The sequence below is a fragment of the Paenibacillus sp. HGH0039 genome, from assembly GCF_000411255.1.
Lineage (GTDB): Bacteria > Bacillota > Bacilli > Paenibacillales > NBRC-103111 > Paenibacillus_F.
In genome coordinates this window covers 1,855,827-1,881,109 of record NZ_KE150413.1, presented here as the reverse complement: position 1 = coordinate 1,881,109, position 25,283 = coordinate 1,855,827, and the positions used below count along the sequence as shown (strand labels likewise).

The 25,283-nt window shown below is 55.7% G+C and carries 18 protein-coding genes and 4 pseudogenes; 6 read left to right on the top strand and 16 right to left on the bottom strand.

Annotated features, from left to right (window positions below):
- Positions 1-14: 14 nt before the first annotated feature.
- The 6 genes and pseudogenes from HMPREF1207_RS23010 to HMPREF1207_RS22985 all read right to left on the bottom strand — a co-directional run bounded on the left by HMPREF1207_RS23010 (position 15) and on the right by HMPREF1207_RS22985 (position 7,258).
- A complete protein-coding gene (locus HMPREF1207_RS23010; RefSeq protein ID WP_009675581.1) occupies positions 15-965 on the bottom strand; it encodes an ABC transporter permease in 951 nt (316 codons plus the stop codon).
- Between the two features lie 58 nt (positions 966-1,023).
- Positions 1,024-1,659, bottom strand: a pseudogene (locus tag HMPREF1207_RS23005) (SGNH/GDSL hydrolase family protein).
- Positions 1,653-2,675, bottom strand: coding sequence for a glycoside hydrolase family protein (locus HMPREF1207_RS23000; protein ID WP_009675562.1), 1,023 nt, complete (start codon positions 2,673-2,675; stop codon positions 1,653-1,655). The pseudogene HMPREF1207_RS23005 and the gene HMPREF1207_RS23000 overlap by 7 nt, the downstream one beginning before the upstream one ends.
- On the bottom strand, positions 2,662-4,500 hold the full coding sequence (locus tag HMPREF1207_RS22995; RefSeq protein WP_009675618.1) for an alpha-L-fucosidase: 1,839 nt from the start codon (positions 4,498-4,500) through the stop codon (positions 2,662-2,664). Before HMPREF1207_RS22995 ends, HMPREF1207_RS23000 begins: the two co-directional genes overlap by 14 nt.
- A gap of 40 nt (positions 4,501-4,540) precedes the next feature.
- A complete protein-coding gene (locus HMPREF1207_RS22990; protein WP_009675549.1) occupies positions 4,541-4,858 on the bottom strand; it encodes a cupin domain-containing protein in 318 nt (105 codons plus the stop codon).
- 96 nt (positions 4,859-4,954) lie between these two features.
- Entirely contained in the window at positions 4,955-7,258 is a 2,304-nt protein-coding gene (locus tag HMPREF1207_RS22985) for a DUF4962 domain-containing protein (RefSeq protein WP_009675517.1), read from the bottom strand.
- 402 nt (positions 7,259-7,660) lie between these two features.
- On the opposite strand from HMPREF1207_RS22985, the gene HMPREF1207_RS22980 reads away from it, so the two are divergent.
- Complete coding sequence (locus tag HMPREF1207_RS22980; RefSeq protein ID WP_009675523.1) at positions 7,661-8,437, top strand: TetR/AcrR family transcriptional regulator; 777 nt, start codon at positions 7,661-7,663, stop codon at positions 8,435-8,437.
- 26 nt (positions 8,438-8,463) lie between these two features.
- Entirely contained in the window at positions 8,464-9,210 is a 747-nt protein-coding gene (gene map / locus HMPREF1207_RS22975) for a type I methionyl aminopeptidase (protein WP_009675626.1), read from the top strand.
- A 422-nt stretch (positions 9,211-9,632) separates the two neighbouring features.
- On the opposite strand, the pseudogene HMPREF1207_RS22970 reads toward map, so the two are convergent.
- Both HMPREF1207_RS22970 and HMPREF1207_RS22965 read right to left on the bottom strand, forming a co-directional pair.
- Positions 9,633-10,266: pseudogene (locus HMPREF1207_RS22970) on the bottom strand (ANT(4')-I family aminoglycoside nucleotidyltransferase); the annotation flags it as partial.
- Positions 10,267-10,339: 73 nt separating this feature from the next.
- The gene (locus HMPREF1207_RS22965; protein WP_016424002.1) at positions 10,340-10,765 is read right to left on the bottom strand and encodes an Lrp/AsnC family transcriptional regulator; all 426 of its coding nucleotides are present in this window, start codon (positions 10,763-10,765) and stop codon (positions 10,340-10,342) included.
- Between the two features lie 202 nt (positions 10,766-10,967).
- On the opposite strand from HMPREF1207_RS22965, the gene HMPREF1207_RS22960 reads away from it, so the two are divergent.
- Positions 10,968-12,020, top strand: coding sequence for an oxidoreductase (locus HMPREF1207_RS22960; RefSeq protein ID WP_009675597.1), 1,053 nt, complete (start codon positions 10,968-10,970; stop codon positions 12,018-12,020).
- A gap of 342 nt (positions 12,021-12,362) precedes the next feature.
- On the opposite strand, the gene HMPREF1207_RS22955 is transcribed toward HMPREF1207_RS22960, so the two are convergent.
- The 7 genes and pseudogenes from HMPREF1207_RS22955 to glgB all read right to left on the bottom strand — a co-directional run bounded on the left by HMPREF1207_RS22955 (position 12,363) and on the right by glgB (position 22,288).
- A complete protein-coding gene (locus HMPREF1207_RS22955) occupies positions 12,363-12,980 on the bottom strand; it encodes an NUDIX hydrolase (protein WP_009675575.1) in 618 nt (205 codons plus the stop codon).
- A 129-nt stretch (positions 12,981-13,109) separates the two neighbouring features.
- Entirely contained in the window at positions 13,110-14,363 is a 1,254-nt protein-coding gene (locus HMPREF1207_RS22950; protein WP_009675533.1) for a hypothetical protein, read from the bottom strand.
- Between the two features lie 269 nt (positions 14,364-14,632).
- Positions 14,633-16,321, bottom strand: a pseudogene (locus HMPREF1207_RS30380) (glycoside hydrolase family 13 protein); the annotation flags it as partial.
- A 231-nt stretch (positions 16,322-16,552) separates the two neighbouring features.
- A pseudogene (glgA, locus tag HMPREF1207_RS30375) lies at positions 16,553-17,974 on the bottom strand (glycogen synthase GlgA); the annotation flags it as partial.
- A gap of 109 nt (positions 17,975-18,083) precedes the next feature.
- Entirely contained in the window at positions 18,084-19,193 is a 1,110-nt protein-coding gene (glgD, locus tag HMPREF1207_RS22940; RefSeq protein WP_009675477.1) for a glucose-1-phosphate adenylyltransferase subunit GlgD, read from the bottom strand.
- Positions 19,194-19,200: 7 nt separating this feature from the next.
- A complete protein-coding gene (locus HMPREF1207_RS22935; protein ID WP_009675521.1) occupies positions 19,201-20,349 on the bottom strand; it encodes a glucose-1-phosphate adenylyltransferase in 1,149 nt (382 codons plus the stop codon).
- Positions 20,339-22,288, bottom strand: coding sequence for a 1,4-alpha-glucan branching protein GlgB (gene glgB / locus HMPREF1207_RS22930; RefSeq protein WP_036740524.1), 1,950 nt, complete (start codon positions 22,286-22,288; stop codon positions 20,339-20,341). Before glgB ends, HMPREF1207_RS22935 begins: the two co-directional genes overlap by 11 nt.
- A gap of 251 nt (positions 22,289-22,539) precedes the next feature.
- Here glgB and HMPREF1207_RS22925 point away from each other — a divergent pair, with 251 nt between their 5' ends.
- Together HMPREF1207_RS22925 and HMPREF1207_RS22920 are read left to right on the top strand one after the other, a co-directional pair.
- Positions 22,540-23,406 (top strand): class I SAM-dependent methyltransferase, encoded by an 867-nt coding sequence (locus HMPREF1207_RS22925; RefSeq protein WP_009675594.1) that lies wholly within the window; start codon positions 22,540-22,542, stop codon positions 23,404-23,406.
- A 3-nt stretch (positions 23,407-23,409) separates the two neighbouring features.
- Positions 23,410-24,147 (top strand): RluA family pseudouridine synthase, encoded by a 738-nt coding sequence (locus HMPREF1207_RS22920; protein WP_009675565.1) that lies wholly within the window; start codon positions 23,410-23,412, stop codon positions 24,145-24,147.
- On the opposite strand, the gene HMPREF1207_RS22915 is transcribed toward HMPREF1207_RS22920, so the two are convergent.
- On the bottom strand, positions 24,112-24,516 hold the full coding sequence (locus HMPREF1207_RS22915; RefSeq protein ID WP_009675620.1) for a MarR family winged helix-turn-helix transcriptional regulator: 405 nt from the start codon (positions 24,514-24,516) through the stop codon (positions 24,112-24,114). The two genes, HMPREF1207_RS22920 and HMPREF1207_RS22915, sit on opposite strands and share 36 nt — an antisense overlap.
- Before the next feature lie 581 nt (positions 24,517-25,097).
- On the opposite strand from HMPREF1207_RS22915, the gene HMPREF1207_RS29965 reads away from it, so the two are divergent.
- Entirely contained in the window at positions 25,098-25,265 is a 168-nt protein-coding gene (locus tag HMPREF1207_RS29965; RefSeq protein ID WP_009675479.1) for a hypothetical protein, read from the top strand.
- The last annotated feature ends 18 nt before the right edge of the window (positions 25,266-25,283 follow it).

The window sequence follows — 25,283 nt, the reverse complement described above, 5'->3', positions numbered from 1 at the left end:
AACGTCACCTGCCCCTAGTATAAAGATTCGCCTGTCGCTTTTTTGCTGAGACGGTTTCCGATCATGATAAGCACAAGGCCGATCAGCGATTTAAACAGCCCGATGGCGGTCGTATAGCTGTACTGTTTGCCCAGGAGCCCGACCCGGTAAATGTACGTGTCGAGAATTTCGCCGCTGTTCGAGTTCAGCGAATTCAGGAAGACATAAACCCGTTCGAATCCGAAATCGAGAAAATGCCCGATATGAAGCAGGAACATAATGGCGATCGTCGGCATAATGGTCGGAATCGTAATCGACGTGGTCTGTTTCCAGCGGCTCGCTCCGTCGATTTTGGCCGCTTCGTAAAGCTCCGGGTTGACCCCGGCGAGCGCCGCCAAATATATGATCGTTCCCCAGCCCGCGTCCTTCCAGACGCCCGAACCGATCAGAATACTGCGGATATAGGAATCCTCCCCGAGAAAATACACCGGCTCCATGCCGAACCAGCCGAGCATCGTATTGACGATTCCCGTCGTCGGAGAAAGAATGCCTACCGCGATCCCCCCGATAATGACCCAGGACAAAAAATGCGGCATATACACGACGGTTTGAAGAATCCGTTTGTAGACCATTTTGCGCACTTCGTTCAGCAGCAGCGCCAGAATAATCGGCACCGGAAACGCGATCACGATGTCGTACAGCCCGATCAGGAGCGTATTCGTGAAAATATTCAAAAACTCGTCGTATTCGAACATCCGGATAAAATTGTCCAGGCCGACCCAGGGACTGCCCGTAATTCCTTTAAACAGGTTGTAGTTCTGAAAAGCCATGACGCTCCCCATGAGCGGCACGTACTTGAACACGATAAAATATAGAATGCCGGGAATCGAGAGCAGATAGAGCGCTTTGTATTTGCGCAGATTCGATCCGACTTCATGCCTCTGCACGTACCTGACTTTGTCGGACGGCTGAATTTTGCTGGCCATAAGTACCTCCTAGGCGGTCGGAATTGGCTTGATGATAGGTTTGATATTCTGTACGGGGTTAAAAAAGACCGCGTGACACGCCGGCCGCTCTCAGCCACGCATCCGCGATGAGCGCATGTCCGGCCGGAGACGGGTGCACCCCGTCCGGGGCCCAGTACGGGCACGGCGCCTACGCCGAAGCCTGCGCGAACAAGCCGTCCAGCGGCACGTAAGCCGCCCCGTATTCCCGCGCCAAATCCCGGACTCCGTGAATTTTCGGGTCGAGGTCTTCTCGCCAGTGCCGCCTGTCTTCGGGAACCGGCAGGAGAAACGGCTCGACCAGCATCAGCTTCACGCCGGGAAGACTCTCCGCCGTCCGGTCCAGAATGTCCCGGTAGCCGGCGGCGAACGCTTCCGCGGTCGTCGGATCGCTGCGGTCATATCTTCTCCACGTGTCGTTGATGCCGATATAGATCGAGATCACGCCGGGTTTCAGCTCCAGGCAGTCCGCCTCCCAGCGGGCCTGCAGGTCCCCGACCCGGTTGCCGCTGATTCCCCTGTTGAGGAACGTAACGCCCAGTTCCGGGTACATCCGGCCGAACTGGGCCGCCGCCATCCAGGCATACCCCCTGCCGAGCTCGTGGCCCGGCTCCCGTTTGGCGTCGGTAATGCTGTCTCCCTGAAACAGCACGACATCGTTTTTTCGGATCAGCATGACGGGGGACCCTCCTTGAGCGGAATCACCAGGTTCCACGTTTTCGTGCAATCGTGAAAGCCTCTTGTCCCGTCGGAAGCCGCGGCGAACAGATGGGTAGGCACACCGCCTTCTATGAGCAGGAACGGCCGCTCGAGATTGCCTGCCTGCCTGATGGCACCGTCATCCCACAGGAAGGTACGGGAATAAGCTTTCGGCGGATCGCATAGCGACCACGTCACCCCGTCCGGCGAAAAGGCGTGGATGCCTCCGTATTTTTCTCCGCAGAGGCGGCCGGTCATGTCTTTGGCGATCATCGAAAATCCGTGCTCCGTTTTCCACACAAACGGGTCTTCGATGTTGAAATCCGGCGGAAAAAGCGGCCCCTCGGCCAGACGCGTATACGGCCCTTCGAAGTGAGGAGCCTTCGCGGCCCCGATCGTCATCTCCCCGTGACGGAAGCCTTCGTACTTCCTAGCCTTGTAGACAAGAAGCACGGAGCCGTCTTCCAGGACGCAGGGAGCCGGATTCGACGTCAGGAAGCTGTCGAACCTGCCCGGACGTACGGTCAGCACCGGCTCGTCACGGCGCAGCCAGGGGCCTTCCGGGCGGGTTGCCGTGGCGATGCCGATCCGCTTGTTGGAACGGGCCACAATCGTGACGGGATCTTCCAGACCGAGCGGTTCGCCCGGCTCCGGGTCCGCAAAGGGATGGGTCGATCCCATGTAATACAGCACGTACGTATCGCCGATCCGTACGAGTTGCGGATTGTGCGTGCTCCGGCCGTCCCAGTATTCCGCTCCCCGGGCGGGAAGCACCGTTTCCGCGTACGTGTACGGCCCTTCGGGCGTATCGGACACGGCGCGCACCACTTCGGACATGACGAGCCAGCCGGGATGCATCGGCAGACTGTCCGGCCAGCGGGAAGCGAACAGATGGTAGCGTCCGTCCTCGCCCTTCACGGCCGAACCGCACCAGACCCAGTACCCTTCCATGCGGAATCCGCCGCCGACCGGAGCCGGCTTAAAGCTGAACATCGGGCTTCTCCTCCTCCGTTAACGCTTTCATAACCACCTGCCGCAAATTCATCAAATAACCGCCTCGTATGTTTTCGGCTTGTACGGTCAAGGTGAACGTGCCCGGCCCCGGAATCGCGAGTTCGCCGATCTCACGGACCGCAAAATCATACGGTCCTTCCGTGGGAACGACTTCCCTCCGGAGTACCTGATCGGCGCACGAGACGGCGTACGCGCCTCCCGATACGCCGGGCTCCGCCGCATACGACAGGCAGACCCGGTACCTGCCGGGCTCCGCAGCCCGGAACGTCCACGAGAGGCTGTCGCCCGCCAGGCTCCAGTCCGTGACGTTGTCCCGGCCCTTCTTGCCGGTGTCGTAGCGCAACCGCTCTCCCGCGGCTTCCCCGTCGAAAGCCGGGAAAGTCGTCGCGCCTTCCTCCATCAGCCGCTTGTGCGGATCGGCTGCAAGCTCGCCTTCGTATTGGAGCACCAATACGGAAGACGCGTTGTCCGGCAGCTGGCCGGGAAGCTCCACCAGCAGGTCGAGCCCGTTCAGCCACCGGAAACGGAGCGCGGCCGCTTCCGGATCGTGCAGCCAGCGGATCGCGCTGACCGGGCTTGCGATGCCCGGCACGATCAGCCTGCTGCCGGGCGGCCGCCGCAGGATGTGCAGGAACAGCTTCCGTTCCTGCCGGTTAGCCGTGCAGCAGCCCCACTCGGGACGGCCGATGGGGCTGCCCTCCGTGCCGCGGATGCTCGCGTGGTGGACGGCCATCCAGCGCCCCGCTTCCTCCAGCAGCCTGCGCGAAGGCTCGTCGATGCGCCCGCTGCCTTCGGGGCCGACATTGAAGACGGTGTTGCCGCCCCGGCTCGCCGTTTCAACCAGAATCCGGATCAGCTCCTCCGGCGTTTTCCAGTTCCGGTCCGCATGCCGGAAGCCCCACGAATCGTTCAGCGTGACAATCGATTCCCAATCCGGCCGCGTGACGCGGACACTGAGCTGGTTGTCCCCCGGATTGCCGTAATCCGCGAACTCGTCGGACCGGATTCTTTTGTTGATCAGGCAGCCGGGCTGAATCGAACGGACCAGTTCGGCGAATTCGCGTCCCTGCTCATCCGTGATCTTGTGGCCGCAGTCGAACCAGAGAATGCCAACAGGCCCGTAATTCGTGAGCAGCTCGCGAATTTGGGGAAACGCCTTCTCCCGCAAATACCGGTCATACCTGCGGCTCTTCGCTTCATCTCCGGTCCAGCTTTCGAGCGAATCCCAGGCACCTATATTATCCGTGTAATCCAATGTATTTCCTTGGGAATCGGGGTGATGCCAGTCCATGGCATGCGAGTAGTAGAGGCAGAACGTAATTCCGCCTCTTCCGCATGCCTCGCTTAATTCGCGGATCGGGTCCCGGCCGCTCGGACCGAGCCGCACGATGTTGTATCCGCTCGCCCGCGAGTCGTACATGGCATAACCGTCATGATGCTTCGCCGTGACGATCATGTATTTCATGCCGGCTTGTTTGGCGGCCGCCACCCATTCGTCCGCGTGAAATCCGCTCAGATCCATGGCGGCGGCCACCTTCTCGTACTCCCGGACGGGAATGCGTCCTCTGAGCTGGATATGCTCGGCGTAAGCGGCCTGAACCTCTTCGCCCTTCCACCTTCCTCCGAGCAGCGAGTACGGACCCCAATGGACAAACATCCCGAAACGCGCTTCCCGCCACCAGGCCAGTCTGGCATCGGAGCGTTCGTCTCCGGAAGCCCACATTTCCCCGGCCGGATTTCCCGGCGGGCGGCTGCGTCTCGCTTCCGCTTCGGCTCCGTCCATCAGCGGATCATTCTCCCGCACGATGCATCCCTCTCTTCCGTTTCGGATTTTGGAACAGGTATCAACGTTTCACAAGATCTTCCCGGACCGGCGTAAAGCAGTCCAGCAGAATACTCGCCTCCAGCGCTTTGGCGCCGTGTTTGGCGTGAGGGGGAATGCAGATCGATTCTCCCGCTTCGATCACTTTTTTTACACCGTCGATCGTGAACTCCATCCGTCCCTTCATGCAGTAAGACAACTGCTCGTGCGGGTGAGCGTGCTCGTACCCTTCCGCGTCCGGCTCGAAATGGACTTCCATCAGCATCAGCGACTCTCCCGGCTGCATGATTTTGCGTTTGACGCCGGGTTCCGCGTCTTCCCATACGTTAATGTTGCTCATCGTGTAATTCCTCCTTGTGTACGTTTCAATTCCGGCTCCTGCTTACGCTCCACCGGATAATACCGGCAGCCTTCTCGCATCCGGCGTGACGGCGTTCTAGAAAGCTTTCTGCACGTCGATTTTGCGCGTCTTTCCGTTATCCGTAAAATAAAGCGAAAACACGAAGCCCTGGTCGTCCATAAAATACGAAACGTAGCGGTCTTCTTCACCCGGCTTTTTCGGCACGAGAAGCGTGACGAGACGGTGGGAAGCCGCCGGAAACGATTCGGCCTTAAGATGCCACTGCCGGGAGAGGCCCTCGATCTCCTTCTCGTCCACGCCGGAGAATTCATTGCTCTGGGAAAGCGTCAGCTCGCCCGACGAGCAGAATACGAAGCGTCCCTCCAGCGAAGCTGTTTTCCCGGTCACCCGGAAAGACTGCTCCTGCAAATCCATCTCGTACAGGGCATGATACAGCCACTCGATTCGGCCCGGGCAGTTCAGATCGACGGAATCCACCACAACGAAATAGCTGTTGTCCACGAAATAAATTTCCCGCTCCACCCGCTTCGCGTAAGGCACCTGCTCCAGATAAGCGGCGGTCACATCCATCTTCACATAACTTGCGTTCTTGTCCCGCTTCGCTTCCGCGACCGTGCCGGAGGCCGCCATATTAAGCGATTTGTCCGTGCCCGCGTATTGTCCGGCCCCGTCAATCAGCAGGCTGTTTTTGGAGACCGTCTGCCTCCGCCAATTGCGGTGCATCGTGCTGTTAAACGCGACATAATACCCGGTCTCCACCGCGAGCGCTTCTCCGAACGCATGGATATAAAAAGCGCCCTGGTCCGCATGGCTATGGCTGACGGAACCGTACTTGCTGGCCTTCGTCAGCAGCATGATTTGCTCGCCTTGATCGTCCATCCGGTGATGCATCGCCACCCAGCCGACATCGCGGAACCATTTCAGCTCCTCCGTATCCGAAGGCGCTTCCGCCTGAATCTGTGGGTACGCCTGCCGGTACACGAGCTCGTCGAAACGGAAATCCCACCAGCCGTGATTGTGGAACTGCTTAGCCGCTTCCGGGTCCATCTCTTTGATCCGCTCGTAGTACCACTGGTACCGGCCGTTGCCCGTTACACCCGCCAGATGGCGCATGTTGTAACCCGTCTTGACGCCGAATTTCCCGCCCAGGCTTGAATTATCCCCGAAGGTCGTGCGCGTGGAAGCGTTCGGATTGTAGACATACAGCGGAAAATCGCCGGTTTTGCGAAAAAAGGGCCGGTCGAACAAGTTGAGCCGCGTATAGCCGCGAATCCATTCGATCGCTTCCAGCAAAGCCGCCATTCCGGTCGTCCAGTAATGGGGACCTTCCGCCCATCCGCCGTCTTCGCCGCCCCACGGTGTGTACAAGGTCCAGAAATATTCCAGCGTGTAATGGAGCCACTCTTCCGCTTCCGGTTCTTCATGCAGAAGCGAAATGCAGCATGGCGTAAGCACGGACGACAACGACCGGACCGCATGGCTGTCGTAGGGCACTTGGTGAATCTTGGAGCGCCGGATCGCGTGCACCGCCACCTGGCGGGTCCGGGCGGCCAGGCTCCGCTTCACCCGCTCTCTCTCTTCGGCATCCAACTCGCCGTGCAGCCAGTCGTAGCCCCAGGCGAGAGCTCCCGCCATGCGGAAAGCGGCTTCGTCGTTGTAGTCGCGGCCCGTAGGCCCCTCAGGGTCCCAGGAAGCGGCGGCCAGCAGCCAGGCTTTCGCCCGGCCGAGCAGACGGGAATCGTCCAGCACCTTACCCGCTATGCTCAGGTGGCGGATCGCGTACAGCATTTCCTGACAGGCGATGTAAGATTGCCTCCAGAGCTCCACCGTCCGCTTGTTTCCCGGATACGGCTCGGGTTCCTCATGCGGCTCCCGCTCCGCCCAGGGCAGAACGGACAGCTCGTAAAACAGCTTCCAGCCGGTTCCTTCGGGATCGGCTGCGATTTTTTCACGGTAGCGGGCAATCCCCTCTTCGCCCTGCAGCCACAACCGAGGTCTCGCGCAACCGCTTTCTTTAAAGCGTTCGCCTTTGGCCAGCAGCGGAGTTTCGGGCAGATTTTCCGGTACCGAAAATGAACGTGCGACGCTCCATTCGGACGTACGTTTATCGTTCTCATACAGCGCATACCGCCAATAATACGTGCCGGGCGCGAAAGTTTTTTCCGGCGTAAAAAAATTATAGGGAACCGGAGCGTACGTCCGGGAAAGCCCGGACGGGAAATCGTCCCGTTCGGATATTTCCAGCACATAACAATCTTTCTCGAGCCTGGCGGGAATCCATGTGAACCGGGGCGGATTCTCGATCACCTTCGTCTGCGCGTCAGGCTCGTACTGAATCGTCAGCACGCCGCTGCGGGGTTGGTACAAAGATTTGCTCATGTCATCGTTCCCTCCGGTGTTCAGCCATTATGATGCAGCCTGAAATCTTTACCTGCTTCCATCGTCCTCTGTATCCAGTATAAAAGTGTTTGCCCCCGGCCTGAATAGAGTCAATTAAGATCGAGTTGTGCTTTTTTACGATTGCGAGGGGCTGTTTCGTCCAAATAAGCTCGCATACAACCGTTAGAAAAGAAACCTCCGTTTTTGGGGCCGATAAAGCGCTATGACAATCGTTAGCCTAGCAATGTTCCAACCAGGTCGCTCGTTCGAGGCTAGCCTGTTGGTCAAGCACCGATTTCTAGGTTGAGCCGGAAATCCTCCAGCTGATCTCTTGTAATTCGCAAGCCGATGTTTTATATTGACATAACAGTAGGTCAAAAATAAAAGAGGTGAACGGACGAGATGACTCCACGCACGAAGGAACAAAACGAAGAGATCCGGCTGCGGCGTCTGGCGCAAATCCGGAAAGCCGCGGCCGATGTGTTTTTGAATAAAGGGCCTTTACTGGAAATCCGCGATGTGGCCGTGCAGGCGGGACTCGGCTATGGCACGGTGTACCATTATTACAGCAATAAGGGCGATTTGCTCCACGATCTGCTATGGGACGCGTTGGAACGGGCCGGGGGTTGGCTGGAGGCCCCGTTGGAAGCTCCGCTTGAGGCCCCACTGGCGCTGCTGAAGGTTCCGCCGGAGGTCCCGCGCGCTTCGGCTTCGGCGGAGGCGCCGGTGGGCGGGCACTTCGGCTTGGCTGCTGCGGCGGACACCGGGAACCCGGCTGCCGCGGATTCCCGAAGCGGAAGCCGCGAAACGGCCGCTGCCGCAGAGCTAGGCCCCGCCGCCGCCGGCGTCCGGCTGCTGCAGCTTTGGGCGGAGGACCACGCCCTCTACCTGCTGTATAAGCTGGCCGGTGAGGGCTTTGCCTCGCTGCCTGAAGCGCGCTCGGCCCCGCTCTCGGCCGCCTTTCGCCGGGAGGTGCTCGCGCCTTTTGCCGCGCTGCTGGAAACCGGGCGTGCGGCGGGCGGGGCTGCCGCTTCCGGCGCAAACGCGGCGGAGCCGCCGTATCGGCTGCTGCGCGCGGAAATGCTGCTGGCCGCCTTGGTCGGCTGCGCCTCGCTTTCGCTTCGCCGCGGAAAGCTGCACGAGGAGGCCAGGGATATCGCCCGGTTTTTAAACTTATAGAATGGATAAGGAGCGAATAAATAAAGATGATCATTTTAAAATCACCTAGGGAAATCGAAGAAATGAAACCGGCGAGTCAAATCATTGCGGACTGCTACCGCGAGGTGTCCAAACTGATCGAGCCTGGGATCACCACCCGGGAAATCAATGACTTTGTTGCCAGACACATCACCAAGCTGGGCGGCAAGCAGTTTACGAAAGGGTACAACGGTTTCCCCGCCGAAACCTGCACTTCGGTCAACGATGTGGTGGCCCACGGCATTCCTTCGAACCGGGCGCTTATGGACGGCGACTTGCTGAAGCTCGACATCGTCGTGGAATACGGCGGATGGTTCGGCGATTCGTGCCATTGCTATGCGGTGGGCAATATCCGGCCGGAGGCGCAAAAATTAATGAAGGTGACAAAGGAATGCTTGGATCTGGGGATCGCCCGGGCGATCCCCGGGGGCCGGCTCGGAGACATAACGTCGGCGATTCAACGGCATGCGGAAGCGAACGGATTTTCGGTCGTACGCGATCTGCTGGCGCACGGGATCGGGCGGAGCCTGCACGAGGAACCGAGCTACGAGCATATCGGCGTAGCCGGCAAAGGCATTCGGTTAAAGGAAGGCATGGTGTTTACGATTGAACCGATGCTCAACGAAGGTACGTTCCGTATCACGATCGACGACGATCAGTGGACGGCGAGAACGGCCGACGGCAAGTTGTCGGCGCAATATGAGCATACGATCGCAATCACGCCGGACGGACCGCTGGTTTTAACGGCCCAGTAAGAATAGAGGCGAACGAACGGGAATGCGTCATTTTAGGAAATAAATCGCCCACCCGGCCTGGGACCAGGGAAGCTTTTTTTATATGGTTTGTAACTTTACCGATTTACGAAAAACCGCGTTGTTATGCGGTTGGCCCGGAAGTAAAACACTTCCAATAGCCTAGTAGAACGATCCTGAAATAACGTAAAAGACATTCAACCTAACCCATGCTTCCAACGAAAAGGAACAGGATTGGCGTTGACTTCTTGATGATACAATTCAATATGTCGTTTCAATTCTTCCTTGAACTTCACTCGTAGGTGACGAAGCACTTGTTTCGTCATCTTTGGACTTCTGCCCGTTTTGCATTAAAAGACCCCTCGCAAGAGGGGTCTTTGGCCTATCAAATCATGCCATATTATTGGAAGTGTCGCATTTGCGGGTTAAAACGGGATTCGTTTTGTACTTATGACGTAGCCATGTGTGGAGGCCCACTTCACAAGCCCATTCCAGAAATTTTCACAAGCTGCAACGATCTTTGAAGGTTCTGCTAACTCTCCAGACATAACCATTCGCACAACATTGTCGAATCCTTCTGGACGACTAGGCCGTTCCAATGCCTCCGGTAGAACCATTGAACCAGTCGAGAAAAGTTTTTGGTTGTGTAATCCGACCAACATAGCTCCGTATTGGGCAAACTCCACTGCCAGGTATGGCAAGTAGGTGTGGGAGCCATTTAGACTGACATTTCTTAGTTTCCCAACAAACTCGTACATTTCCCCTACAAGGACTTCATTTATTGCATGCCTGAAATCTTCCTTTGTCGGTGTTTCGGCAGCTTCCTTTAATTTTGGGAAAAAGCCTTTAGGATCATACAGACTGAGTGGAGAAAAGAACGGGCCATGCGTCAACGGCCATTCCCCCTAAACAGTAGAGGCGGTTTCAAGTAGAACGTCCGCACTACAGACGTTCACTTCAGCTTTCCAGGGCCCCGCCGACCATTCATAGCTAAAATCCACGGATTCGCTTGATTCACCTAGTTACGCAAAACATCTCAATGTCCGAGAAAGGGCTGTTTAATCAAGAGCAGTTATGATTTTAAAGTTTGTTTATGGTTGGGATCATTATGGAATATCCCCCGCCCATTTTTTTAAGGAATCAATTTATCCTGTTTTATTGGAGATGAAAGTACAATTAATGTAGTGGAGTCCCCAAATACTCCCATCTCATTTATTTTTTCTTCTAGCGTTTTTAGTGTTTCCGTAACAACTTTTACCAAGAAATTATATTGACCACTAATTCTGTGTAATTCCACTACGTCATTTGATTGCTCGCAATGTTCCACAAAACTTTGACACCCCTTTGTATGAAATAACACAAAGGCAGTAATCTGTTTGTTTATCTTTTCTGGTGTCAGGACTGCCCGATAATGGTCAATAATTCCTCGCTCTTCCATTCTCCGCACTCTTTCCGTAACAGCTGGCTGGGATAAGGCAACTGCTTTCCCTAGCTCTGTCATAGAGATCCTTGCTTGCTCCTGAAGTACAAGCAATATCTGCTTATCCATTTCATCCAAAGTAATACCACCTTTAATTTATAATTCAACTACACGAATTAAGATTAATTTAAATGAAATTATACCATACAAACATGATTTCCTTATATATTTACTCTCTTTTCTTATATAAAATAATTCATGAAGCAAACTACCGCATCAAGGGATTCTATCCGAACACCATAAACTCAACATGCGAATACCAGGTAAAGGAAGGTTAATCATGAAACCAAATGAATTATTAAACCCTATTACAATTGGCAATTGGAGTCTTCGAAATAAGGTTGTGATGGCACCTATGACACGCAGTTTTGCAGATAACACAACGGGAACTGTAGGAGATGATGTAGTTTCCTACTATCAAAGACGAGCTGCAGATGGTGTAGGTCTTATTATTACGGAGGGGATCAGTCCAAGTCTTAGGGGAAAAGGAACCTTTGGTATCCCCGGTTTGTATACAGAGGATCAAGTAGTAGCATGGAGGAAAGTAACGGAAGCTGTGCATAAAGAAGGCGGAACAATAATTGCACAACTTTGGCATGTAGGTCGACTAACCCATCATGAACTAACAGGAGGATATCCTCCACAAGCCCCATCTGAAGTTAAAGCAAATGGTCTTGTGCATCGTTTGAGGAAACCATACGAGATACCCGAAGAAATGTCATTACAAGATATACAACAAGTCATTCACCAATATGCTTTAGCCGCCAGAAACGCAGCTGCAGCGGGGTTTGATGGGATAGAAATACATGGGGCGCATGGTTATTTAGTTGATCAGTTCAATTCAGAAGCAACGAATAAGAGGATTGATCAATATGGAGGGGAGTTATTGAATCGTTTATTATTCATGAAAGAAGTATTAACGGCCGTGGGGAAAGAAATTGGGATTGAAAACACAATCATTCGGTTCTCCGAGCAAAAAGATGACATGCCGGAATATAAATGGACACATCCGGAAAAGGAGATACAAGCTTTTCTACAAGTGTTCAAGGAAGTCGGTATACGAACTATTCATCCTTCGACGAACCAATTTTCGAAAATCATATCAAAAGGAATGACCTTCCATCAATTGGTAAGAAAACATTGGGATGGTTATATCATAGGAGTAGGTAACTTAGATACGGATATCGCTTCTTCTTCAATTGAAGAAGGCACCATTAACTTGGCTGCATTTGGGCGCCCTATACTTGCTAATGCGGACTTTGTTCAACGAATTAAGGAAGAAAGAGCAATGACTTCCTATGATCCCCATATTCATCTTAGCAGTTTGAACTAGGTTTTTTTTGAACAAAGGAAGCGGTCACGACTGGTCGGGCGGGCACGAACTACGTGACGTGGAACACGGAAGGCGCGCTTACTTCGCAGCAGCCTCCGACCTCGTAGAACTACGCCGTCGGCCACGTCGGGAGCGTAGAACCCGGACTCGTGGCAGCCGGCAGGAAGCCCCTGCGCGTACTACAAAAGCAGCCGTATGATTTACGGCTGCTTCTCCGTGTATAAAACATCCCCTGCCCGTTTCATAGGATTGAACCACCCCGCTTCCCGAATCCGGTCAAGTCCGCTCCCACCCTGATGCCGCTCCGCCGGTTTGGCCTTTTACAATGTTCCCGCAGGGACCTTAATCCAGCAAAACCGGTCTGCCGGGGTTCTCAACCATCTCGAACATCGTAAGCAGTTGAGCCTTCGTGTTTCTCTCCACCGACAACTCCGGCAGCTCCTCTTTTCCGAAAAAAGCCGCCTCGCTCGTTTCGAGCCCTCCTTGAACCTCGCCTCCCGTAATGGTGCAGAGCACAAAAAATTTGTACACATGATACGGGGATTCCGGATGTTCGTGGAATTTTTTATCGAATACGGCCAGCAGCCTGTCCGCTTTCACTTCCAGCCCGGCCTCCTCTTTGACCTCCTTCACGGCCACTTCCGAAGGCGACAGGCCGATATCCGCCCAGCCTCCCGGCAGCGCCCAGAACCCGTCCAGCTTTTCCCGCACAAGTACGAGCTTACCCTCCCGGAAAACGACCGCGCGGATGTCCACTTTCGGAGTGGCGTACCCTGTTTCGTTCGCGAAAAGGTCCCGGATTTTCTCCTGATGAAGGTCCGTATACTCGCTCATAATCTCCAGGCTCAAATCCCGCAGCATTTCATACCGCTCCAGATCGTACACGTCCTTGCTGTAGGCCAGCCCGATTTGCGAGATGGCTTGTATCTGCTTGGCCCATTCCAGCCATTTGGCGCTCATGCTGACGTCCCTCCTTGTTTCGTTGATCTCGTAAAAAAAGACGAGCACCGGGTTATCAGGTGTCGTCTCGCAAGTATGTCCATTTTAGCATGCCGGTTCTATAAATAAAAATGAACGTTATGGTCCGCTTTACCCGGATACCGCTGAATTCATTTCCGGCTCTGCCGGCTGTTTGGCGGGTTCTTCGGCATCATTCTCCGGAATCCACCAATCGTCCCAGGTACCGTGAACATGATACCAGGCGATCCCTTCGGGAGACAGCCACTTTTCGAAAGCTTTGACGGTCTGCGGGGCAAAAAAGCCCTTCATATTGTGGATACGGCTCCAATCCGGGTACTTGTACGTTGCCGAACGCGAGGTCAGCGGAATTTCTTCGTCCGTCGGAATAATGCCGGCAGGCCGCACTTTAAGCGCCAGACCGGGATTGACCCATAACGCTGCGGACTCCGTGCGGATGTGCACCCACTCCAGCTCTCCGTCCTTCCACGTTTCGAATGCGTCGTAGCTGCCCGGCGCGACTTCCGTGTAATTTTCATCGTCGTAATAAGTCGGCTTCGCAAACCCTTTGCCGCCGGTCGGAAGTTCCGCCTTGCCCGTCGTTTCCCGAACACCCGCCAGCTCGCCCTCGGGTAAAATCCAACGATCCCCTTCCGGGAGGGAAACTTTATACCAGGTCGGACTGCCGTCGCCGAGCGTAGGCGGAAGCTCCCATACGGCCGTCACCGGGTACCTGCCGGTTTTCAGCGTTCCCGTTTTGGTTAGCCCCGTGTAAGGCAGCTCGAAGCTGTCCGTAGCTTGGAAAAGGTCGACGGTCGTGGAGACCGCTTTTTCCTGAACGGCTTCCTTATAAAAGCTGTCGTAGATCCACTTGTCTCCCAGCCATGTCTGGATGCGGTAAAATTTTATCGTCCGGGGAGGGCCGAAGTCCGCTCCATCCCATTCGATCGTTCCCGTGACCGTTACCTGCTGCGGGGAAATGACCGTTCCGCTGGCCGCTTCCTGAAGAGGCTCATCGTACAGCTCCTGCTTATCTACCAGAGTGATCGTCGCGGTTTCGGTCTTATACTTGCCGGGAATGAGCGTTTCCGGATCGGCTTTGATCCATTTCTCCCCCTGCCACGTTTCAATGAGATATCCCTTCTCTTCCGTGTTATCCGCCATGCTCCACTGGCTGTCTCTCTTCGTAATATGGACGGTCTGAAGAGGAGCCAGGCTGCCCGCAGGCTTGGTGAACGCTTCGTCTTCGTACATAATCGTCTCCTGGATCAGCGTCACGTCCCACGGAACGTTTACCACCATAGCCTTCGCCCGGACTGGAGCCAGAATGGAGGCGGAGCTTGCGAGCAGCAAGAAAGCCGCACCAGACATCAACCACTTTTTCAACGGTTTTCCTCCTCCTTCAACGGATATTTATCCCGAAATTTCTTAAGAATCTTGAAAATGGCCGGATGCCCCGTGCGCCACAACCCGTTCGTTCTTCCCGGACGGCGCAGCTTGAGGCAGCTTTAACCGGCGCGACTGCGCTCGGCGGAACTCGCAACGTAAACGAATCCGCTCCGCTTTTTTCTGTTAAAAAGCACCTGAAACCGCCGGGGTCTCAGATGCTTTCAACAGGATGCGGGAACGGTTTACGCAGACAAGCTGTGCGCCTCCTAGAAGGCCTTCAGCAGATAGACCCTGGCTTCAAAGGGACGAAGCTGAAGCTCCGCGTCCAGACCGCTCGTCTCGCTTCCTTCCCCGACGGGGTAGTTGGCGATAAGCAGCTCACCGCCGCCCCCGGCCAGAAGCGGGTACGGGCTCGCGAAGGAAGCCGTTTCTCCGGTAAAGTTGAGCATAACGAACAGCCTGTCGTTACCGAGCGTGCGGGTATACGCGTAAATGCGCTCGTCTTCCTCGGCCACGATTTCATAGCTGCCGTACACGATTACCGGGTGAATTTTGCGGAGCGCGATCAGCTTCCGGTAATAATGAAAAATAGAGTCCGTGTCGGCTAAGACCGCTTCCGCATTAATCTCCGTATAGTTCGGATTAACGTGCAGCCACGGCGTTCCGGTCGTAAAACCTGCGTTCTCCTCCGGACTCCACTGCATCGGAGTCCGGGCGTTATCCCGCCCTTTGATGCGGATCGCGTTCATGACCTCGTCGTGATTGCCGCCGCCTTCGGTGACGCGCTCCCGGTACATGTTCAGCGTCTCGACGTCCCGGCAATCCTCAATCCCTTTGAAGTGTACGTTCGTCATGCCGAGCTCCTCGCCCTGATAAATGTAAGGCGTTCCCTCCAGCGTATGAAGGAAGGTCGCCAGCATTTTGGCCGACTCCACGCGGTATTCGCGGTCGTTACCGAACCGGGACACCATTCTCGGCTGGTCATGGTTGTTCAGGTACAAGCTGTTCCACGCGCGTCCGTGCAGCCCCGTCTGCCAGCGGCCGATCGTCGCTTTCAGATCCTTCAGCTTCCAGGCGCACGGGTCCCATTTGCCGCCCCAGCCGCTGTCCAGCTCCATGTGCTCGAACTGGAACACCATGTTCAGCTCGGTGCCGTCCGCATTCGCATAACGGGCCGCGTCGTCCGGGGTTACACCCGGTGTTTCGCCGACCGTCATGATATCGTAACGGGAAAGCACCTTTTCGTTCATTTCCCGCAAAAACTCATGCACCCTCGGGCCGTTCATAAAATAATCTCCGCCCCATGCATACCGGTCTCCGCCCGCGCTTGGAAGTCCCTCCGTCTTGGAGATCATGTTAATGACGTCCATGCGGAATCCGTCGATTCCCTTATCCAGCCACCACGTCATCATATCGTAGATTTTCTCGCGCACCCTCGGGTTCTCCCAGTTTAAATCCGGCTGCTTGCGGCTGAACAAATGAAGGTAATACTCCCCGGTCTGCTCGTCATACTCCCAGGCGGGACCGCTGAAGATGCTCGTCCAGTTGTTCGGCTCCCGTCCGTCACGGCCGGGCCTCCAAATGTAATAATCCCGGTAGGGATTCTCTTTGGAGGAGCGGGATTCCAGGAACCAGGCATGCTCGTCCGACGAATGGTTTACGACGAGATCCATAATAAGCTTCATGTCCCGGCTGTGCACTTCCGCGAGCAGCTTCTCCCAATCCGCCATCGTTCCGAAATCGTCCATAATCCCGCGGTAATCGCTAATATCGTAGCCGTTGTCGTCATTGGGCGATTGATAAACCGGAGACAGCCAGATCACGTCGACGCCGAGCTCCTTCAAGTAATCCAGCTTCGAGATGATGCCGGGAATATCCCCGATTCCGTCTCCGTTGCTGTCTTTAAAACTGCGCGGATAAATCTGGTAGACGACGCTCTCTTTCCACCAGGCTTTGCCTCCGGGGGCCCCGCCGCCGTCGTCTTCTCCCGTCTCGCTGACGGCAGCGGACTTAGGTCCGGCGGAGGTCCGGCCGCTCGCCGCGGCCGGAGCCGCTTCCCTCAGCTGGGCCGCATGAGCCGCAGCCACCCGGAGCTGAGCTTCCTGTTCACCGCGCCGCCGCTCCGCTTCCTGCCAGGCTCTCTGGCGCTCTTTGGACGCGTCCGCCGCCTCCCGGATGAGTTCCTGGTACAGCGACTTGTACTGCAGGGCCGATTTTTTCCAGCTGAAATCGGTCTTCTTGATGTTCGCCATCAGGTTGCGCCAGGCATCCTGGTCATGAAGATAGAAATGCACCGCACGTCTGACCGTATGCAGCATATCGTGAGCGTTGTACGAGTTGAAGCTGAAGCCCGTGCCTTCGCCGGTAAACTCATTGTAAGGCTGCACCGTATCCTTCAAACCGCCCGTCTCGCGGACGATCGGCACCGTGCGGTAGCGCATCGCGATGAGCTGACCGATTCCGCAGGGCTCGAAGAGCGACGGCATCAGGAAGAGGTCCGAGCCGGCGTATACCTGACGGGCAAGCCCGTCGTCGAAGGCGATGTACGCAGCCAGCTTGTCGGGATGCCGGGCCGCCGCCTCGCGGAACAGCTGCTCATATTCGTGATCCCCGGTTCCCACGATCACCCATTGGGCATCCAGGGACAGCAGCTCCGGCAGCACGTGACGGATCAAATCGATCCCCTTCTGCTGTACCAGCCGGGTCACCAGCGATATAACCGGCACGTCGTCGCGGACCGGCAGCCCCAGCCGCTGCTGAAGGTGCGTTTTATTCAGCCGCTTTTTGGACAAGGAGTCCCGGTACGTGACAGCCAGATGGGAATCGGTCATCGGATTGAAGAGATCGTAGTCGATCCCGTTGACGATGCCTACGGTCGCCTCGCTGCGGTAGCGCAGCAGGCTGTCCATATGCTCGCCGAAGAACGGCGTGCGGATCTCCTCCGCGTAAGTCGGGCTAACCGCCGTAATGCGATCGGAATACAGCAGTCCGCCTTTCAGGAAGCTGCCGCCGTCGTACATTTCGAGCTGATCCCCGTTGAAATAGCCGGCGTCCAGGCCGAACAGATCCATCATCGTCTCTTTGGAGAAAAGCCCCTGGTAGCGCAGATTGTGTATCGTTATGACCGTTTTGATATCTTCATAGAACGGATAGTACGGGCTGTACTGCGCTCTAAGCAAAACCGGAATCATGCCCGCCTGCCAGTCGTGGCAGTGAATCACATCGGGCTTGAAGCCGATATGCGGAAGCGAGTCGATTACGGCCCGGCAGTAAAACGCGAATCTTTCGGCATCGTCGCCGTATCCGTAATGCCCGCTTCTGCGGAAATAAAACTCGTTGTCCACGAAATAAAACGTGACGCCTTCGTGTTCCAGGGTTTGGATGCCGCAGTACTGCGAGCGCCAGCCCAGATTTACGCGGAACGTGACGAGGTTCGCCGTCTCCATCTTGTCTTTGAATACTTGAGGAATCTCGTCATATTTGGGCAGAATGACCCGGACATCCGCTCCGTTGCGTTTAAGTTCCTTGGGCAGGGACCCGATTACATCACCCAATCCGCCCGTCTTGGCGAAAGGCGCCGCTTCCGAAGCCGCAAACAAAATGTTCATGTACGTCTCCACTCCCGTCTTCTGAATTTCTTCTAAGTTCTATTTGAAAAAGCCAAACCGGAACCGCTCGGCGGCGTCCGGTTACGGCTTTTGATTGTCGGAATCCGTTTTAGATGACCTTCATTTTCGCTGCTATGAAAGGTGCCCGAACATCCCCGGTCAATACACGCCCCCGGCTGATGAACACGTCCTTGTCGAGAATGGCGTTCTCGATCACGACATTTTCTTCAATGGAGCAGTTCTGCAGGATAATGCTGTTTTTCACGACAGCCCCCTTGCTGATTTTTACCCCCCGCGACAAGATGCTGTTATCGACCTTGCCTTCAATGACGCAGCCGTTGGCGATCAGGGAATTGCGCACGTTCGCGGTGGCCTCGTAACGGGCAGGCGGTTCGTCCTTTACCTTGGTGTAGATGAGATCCTTGCGGAAGAACAACTCCCGCAGCACCGACGGGTCCAGCAGTTCCATGCTGTGCCGGTAGTAGCCCTGGATCGAATTCACGATTCCGAGATAGCCGTCATGGCGGTAGCCGACCACGTTCAGCTTGTCGACGTTCTTCATGATCCCGTCCCGGACCAGATGATCGTAGCCCTGCGCCAGGCAAGTCTCCACCATGTCCAGAAGGAGCGATTTGCTCATGATATACATTTCCATGGACACGTTGTCCGTACGCAGACGTCCGGTCTGGTCCTCTATGACCGTCACTCTGCCGTCCGGACGTACCGCAAGGCGGCGGTAGCTGCCCGAGTATTCCTCTTCCGCCTCTTTATAAATGACGGTAACATCCGCTCTCATATCTTCGTGGTAGCGGACGGCGTCTTCGAAATTAATGTTGCATACCATATGGCTGCGGCCGATGATGACCAGCTCTTCCCGGCCCCGGTAGAAATAATCGCGGTGGGAATAGAATTGGAACAAATCTCCGCGCGACATGCCCGCCGGATCGTCCTGGACGGACGGCAGCACGAACAGGCCGCCTCTCTTGCGGTCGAGGTCCCATTCCTTGCCGGAACCCAGATGATCCATCAGGGAACGGTACTTGTGCTGGGTAAACACAGCCACGTTGCCGATCGAGGAATTCACCATGTTGGATAAAATAAAATCGATCAGCCGATAACGGCCTCCGAACGGAACCGAGCCAGCACAGCGGTGAAGCGTAAGCTCTTCCAGATCGTCCGGCTCGTTCACCAGATTGATAACGCCCATTACATGCTTCATGCTACCCTCATCCTTTCAACTCCGTAGTGGCCCGTATGTGTTCTCCTCCGCCGATCAGCACGATCTCTTCCCCGTCTCCTACGGTCGCCCCGTCGTCCACGATCGTATTTTCCCCGATGATCGCCTTGCGGATGGTGACATTGCTGCCGATTCTCGCTCCCGGCATAATGACGGAATCCCGGATGACGCTGCCCTCGCCGATATGGACGCCGTAGAACAGGACGGAGTGGTCCACATCCCCGAACACGGAGCAGCCTTCGTTCACGAGTGAACGGCGTACTTGGGCCCCGTCCGAAACAAACTGGGCAGGCTGATAAGGCGTCACGGAATAGATACGCCACGATTTATCGTTCAGGTTCAGCTGGGTCGGATCGTCCAGCAGGTCCATATTCGCTTCCCACAAGCTCTGAATGGTGCCGACATCCTTCCAGTAGCTCTGGAAAGGGTACGCTACGAGGTTCGCCCCTTCTTCCAGCATGGCCGGAATGATGTCCTTCCCGAAATCTTTGCTGGAGTCCGGATTTTCGTTATCCTGGATCAGATATTTTTTAAGCGCCTTCCAGGTAAACATATATACGCCCATGGAAGCGAGGTTGCTTTTGGGTTCTTTCGGTTTTTCCGCGAACTCCGTAATTTCGCTTTCTTCATTTACGCTTAGAAGGCCGAAACGCGACGCCTCTTCCCACTTGACCTCAATCACCGCGATCGTGGCGTCCGCACCCTTCGTTTTGTGGTAAGTGAGCAGCCGATCGTAATCCATTTTATAGATGTGGTCCCCCGAGATGATCAGCACGTACTCCGGCTCATAGCGGTCGATAAACCCGATATTGCGGTAAATCGCATTCGCCGTCCCCTGATACCAGTCGCCGCCGCCCTGCTCCATAAAAGGAGGCAGCACCGTTACGCCTCCGTTTTTACGGTCCAGGTCCCATGCCCCGCCAATGCCGATGTAGGAGTTCAGCACGAGAGGCTGGTATTGGGTGAGCACCCCTACCGTGTCGATGCCCGAGTTCGTGCAGTTACTGAGCGTGAAATCGATAATGCGGTACTTTCCGCCGAAATGAACGGCCGGTTTCGCCAGCTGCTGCGTCAGCACGCCGAGTCGTCTTCCCTCTCCTCCGGCAAGCAGCATGGCAATACATTCTTTACTTCGCATCTTTCGATTTCCCCTTTCGTCGCGAGGTACGTTCGACTTGTGATCGTTTCAGATAAACTGCGGCAAGCGGCGGTACGCGAAGCGACAAGCTGTAGTCAAAACCGTGCAGCGGAACCGCTTCGCTCGCAAGCGGCTGCCGGTTGGCCTGGCCCGACCCGCCGTAAGCTTCGTCGTCGCTGTTGAAGATTTCGGCATACGTCCCCGGTCCGGGAACGCCGATCCGGTAATCCGGATGGACGACCGGCGTAAAGTTGCACACGACGATGAGATCGTCCTTGGCCTTCTTGCCTTTGCGGATAAAAGCGACGACGCTCTGGCTGGAATCGTCGGGCGAAATCCACTGGAACCCGTCGTGGCCGTGATCGTTCTGCCATAAGGCAGGCTGCTCCAGGTAGAAGCGGTTCAAGGCCCGGACATAGGCCTGCATTTTGCCGTGCAGCTCATAGTCCAGCAAAAACCAGTCCAGATCCTCCAGGTCCTTCCATTCGTCGAACTGGGCGAATTCGCCGCCCATGAACAGAAGCTTTTTCCCCGGATGACCGGACATATAACCGTAAAGCACGCGGGTGTTGGCAAACTTCTGCCAGTAATCCCCCGGCATTTTATGCAGAATGGACCGCTTGCCATGCACAACTTCGTCATGCGAAAGCGGCAGCACGAAATTTTCGTTGAACGCGTACATAAACGAGAACGTGATCAGATTATGGTGATGCTTCCGGTGGATCGGGTCCATTTTCATATAGTTCAGCATGTCGTTCATCCAGCCCATGTTCCACTTGTAATTAAAGCCCAGTCCGCCCGCATCGACAGGCGTCGTGACTTGAGGCCAATCGGTGGAATCCTCGGCCATCATCAAGGCGTTCGGATAGGAGCCGAAGACGACGGTGTTTAATTTCTTCAAAAACCGGATCGCGGCCGGATTCTCGTCCCCTCCGTGCTCGTTCGCGACCCACATGGACTGCGGCTTGCCGAAGTTTAAATACAGCATGCTCGCTACCGCATCGACCCTTATGCCGTCAATGTGATATTTGTCCATCCAGAACATCGCGTTGGAAACAAGGAAGCTGTGAACCTCCGGCTTGTTAAAATCAAAGGCCAGCGTCCCCCATTCCGGCTTTTCGGCCAGATTGGGCTCATCCGGTTCATAGAGCGGTTGTCCGTCAAACTGGCGCAGGCCGTGGGCGTCTTTGCAGAAATGACCCGGCACCCAGTCCATAATGACGCCGATGCCCGCCTGGTGACACCTATCCACGAAATACATAAAGTCTCTCGGTTCGCCGAATCGGCTCGTCACCGAAAAATAGCCCGTCGCCTGATAGCCCCAGGAACGGTCGAAAGGATGCTCCGCAAGCGGAAGCAGCTCGATATGGGTATATCCCATTTCGAGAACGTAAGCGACAAGTTCGTCCGCCAGCTCTCGGTAGGAGAGGAGCACGTCCTCTTCGCGGCTTTTCTTCTTCCAAGTTCCGAGATGGACTTCGTAAATGTTTAAAGGCTGATCGTATGCCGGTTTCCGGGCGCGCTGGCGCCGCCAGTTCTGGTCCCCCCACTTGTACCCGTCCAAATTATAAAAGCGGGAAGCGGTTCCCGGGCGCAGCTCCGAATAAACGGCATAAGGATCGGCTTTCAGGATGATCCGGCCGTCCGGTGTGTGGATTTCATATTTGTATAGGGAGCCTTCCGCCAGACCGGGAACCGCAAGCGTCCAGATGCCGCCCGATTCCGGCACGGTCTCCATGCGGTGGTTTTCTCCGTTCCATTCGTTAAAATCGCCGACGACGCGCACTTCACGGGCATGAGGCGCCCAAACGGTAAAGCGTACGGCCGTTGTCTTACCCCTTTTCTCTGCGTGTGCCCCGAATAGGCGATAACTGTGATAAGAAGTTCCTTCATGGAACAAGTAGATGTCTTCGGAGCCGGGGATCTGTTTACCCGCCATATGCTTCAACCCATCCCCCTCTTGTATAGTCATCTTTTTGTACCCGATTCGGCACTCCGTGAAACGAATAGGCGCTTTATCGGGCACACTCCTTATATTGGCTTCCATCAAGGGATGTTGTACAATAGATGCTTAGAAGAAAACGGTGTTAAAAACCGCAAGTTATACCGGCATCCGCCCGCGGACGGATTGCTGTTTTTGAATGAGGAACCGCTGTACATTTTGACGCGAGGAAAGAAGGAAATGAACCGATGTATGTAGCTAATCGCTGGAACGACTATGAACTCCTGGACACCGGCGGAGGAGAAAAACTCGAACGCTGGGGTTCTTATGTATTGCGGCGTCCCGACCCGCAAATTATTTGGCCGCTGACGGCCGAAACGGCAAACTGGAAGCAGGCCGCGGGGCATTACCGGCGCAGTTCTTCCGGAGGCGGCAACTGGGACTTCCGCCAGACCCTGCCGGAACGCTGGACGATCTCGTATGACAACAAACTCCGGTTTCATATTAAACCGACCGGATTCAAGCATACGGGCCTCTTCCCCGAGCAGGCCGCCAACTGGGACTGGATGATGGACAAGATAAGCAATGCCGGCCGTCCCATTAAAGTGTTGAATCTGTTCGCTTACACGGGCGGCGCCACTGTCGCCTGCGCCCATGCGGGCGCTTCGGTCGTCCATGTCGACGCTTCGAAAGGCGTTGTGCAGTGGGCGAAAGAAAACCTCGAGCTGTCCGGCCTCGCAGACCGCCATGTGCGATTCATTACGGACGACGTATTCAAATTCGTCCAGCGCGAGCAGCGCCGCGGCAACAAATACGACGCCATCATCATGGACCCTCCGTCCTACGGACGCGGACCCAACGGGGAAACCTGGAAGCTTGAGGACGATTTGTATCCGTTTATCGAGACGTGCATGACGATCTTATCGGACAACCCGCTGTTCCTGCTCGTCAATTCGTATACGACCGGCATCTCTTCCACGGTGCTCAAAAATATTTTGACCCTGGCGATGCACAAGCGTTACGGCGGACATATTACCGCAGGCGAAATCGGGCTTCCGATCACCGCAAGCGAGCTGACGCTGCCGTGCGGGATTCTCGGCCGCTGGGAGGCGTAAGCCATGGCGGGACCGAAGCATGCGGCGGACGGGGCGGCGATTCCCGTCCTCTACGAAGACAACCACGTGCTGGTCGTGGAGAAGCCCGTCAATATGCCGACGCAGGAGGACAGCTCGCGCGATCCCGATCTTCTGAGCGTGCTCAAGGAAGACCTGAAGCGCCGGCATCATAAGCCGGGCAACGTCTTCCTCGGGCTCGTGCACCGGCTGGACCGGCCTGTCGGCGGCGTCATGGTGTTCGCCAAAACATCCAAGGCGGCTTCCCGCCTCTCCGACAGCGTGCGGACACGGACGTTCGACAAGACGTACGCGGCCGTCGTGCGGGGCAGACCCAAGGAGCCGCAGGGCTCCCTGCGGCACTGGCTGCTCAAGGATACGCGGACAAACACCGTATCCGTGGTCAAACCCGGCAAGGACGGCGCCAAAGAGGCGCTCCTTGACTACCGGGTGCTCGGCAGCGCCGAAGGGCTCAGCCTCGTCCTGGTGAAGCTGCACACGGGCAGGCCGCATCAGATCCGGGTACAGCTGGCGGCCATCGGCTGCCCTCTGTACGGGGATCAGCGGTACGGTGCCGGAGCGAACGAACCGGGTCAGCAGCTTGCTCTCTGGTCGGCCCGTTTGTCCTTCCCGCACCCGACGCAGCAGGAGACGCTGACCTTCCGGTCGGTGCCTCCCGAGCGTCACCCCTGGTTCTTGTGGCAGGAACTAGTTCGCAACCTTCCCGAGCAGATAAACGAGTAGCTGCTGATTGTGGGAGGAAATGCGGCTGAGATAGGCATCCAGAACTTCCTCACGGATCTGCAGCCCGCGCTCCCGCTCGGATTTTCCTTTGTCCGTCGCGTCGACCCATACGACGCGGCGGTCTTTTTCATCCCGGCTCCGGGTAATGAGTCCCGCTCGCTCCATGCGGTCCAGCAGAGTCGTCACGGCCGCCGGCGTCGTAGCCAAATATTCAATAAAATCGGAAGGCTTCATCGTGCCGTTCGCCGCAAGCAGCTCCAGCACGTGAAGCTGGCCTTCCGTTATCGTTGGTGCAAGCTGGTCTTCCATATTGGATTTGAGCTCCTTGGAAAGCTTCGTCCACAGTTTCGCAAATTCTACCGAATACAATTGCAATCACTCCTCCGATTCAAGGCTCATCCACTCTTCCATCCAAGTATATCACGTGTCCAATGGCGAAATATAGGTTAATGCCGTTAATACTTTAAGACAATAAGTCAGGCATTTCGCGTCTTTTCGCTAAGTTACGGGCTCTGCCGGCGGAAAAGTTGTCCGAATTGCGAGAACCAGCGTCTGCGTCTTTAGCCTCGTTTTTGCGCTTCTCATTTTCCTCTCCGGCGTTTCCGCTCCTTCCCCCGGCATCTTTAAACGGTTAAATTCCCTGGTTTTCAATCCATCCCTCCGCTTATGCTCGCCTAACGTTTTGCACAAAATCCCGTCCACCGGCTTCTGCGCGATTTGGTAAGCGCGGTCCGATTCGGACCGGATCGGGTCGATGACCGATGCCGCTATCCTGTTTCTTACTCCTTTCTCCTTTCTCCTTACTCCTTCCTCCTTTCAGTCGGCACCCCTTTCCTATTTCCCCTCCTGTGCACGCTTCTCTTCCCCTGTTCTCTAAAACGCGGCTGTCCTGCACATTTCTGGGCGGATGCACATACACTGTAAGTAAACGGTAGAAGGAGGGATTGCCCGTGCACATAAAAAAAAGCGCGCTGGGACAGCGCGCACTTGATCTTGGTTTATTGAAGGACCCGGGCTGGCTCGAACGTCTGGACGAACAAGTGCCTCTGTGGGTCGTACTGGAAATCGCTTTTCAGCTCATGGAAACGATGGATCCGCCTACCACCAGCTATGATTGATTTTTAATGGGAGATGTG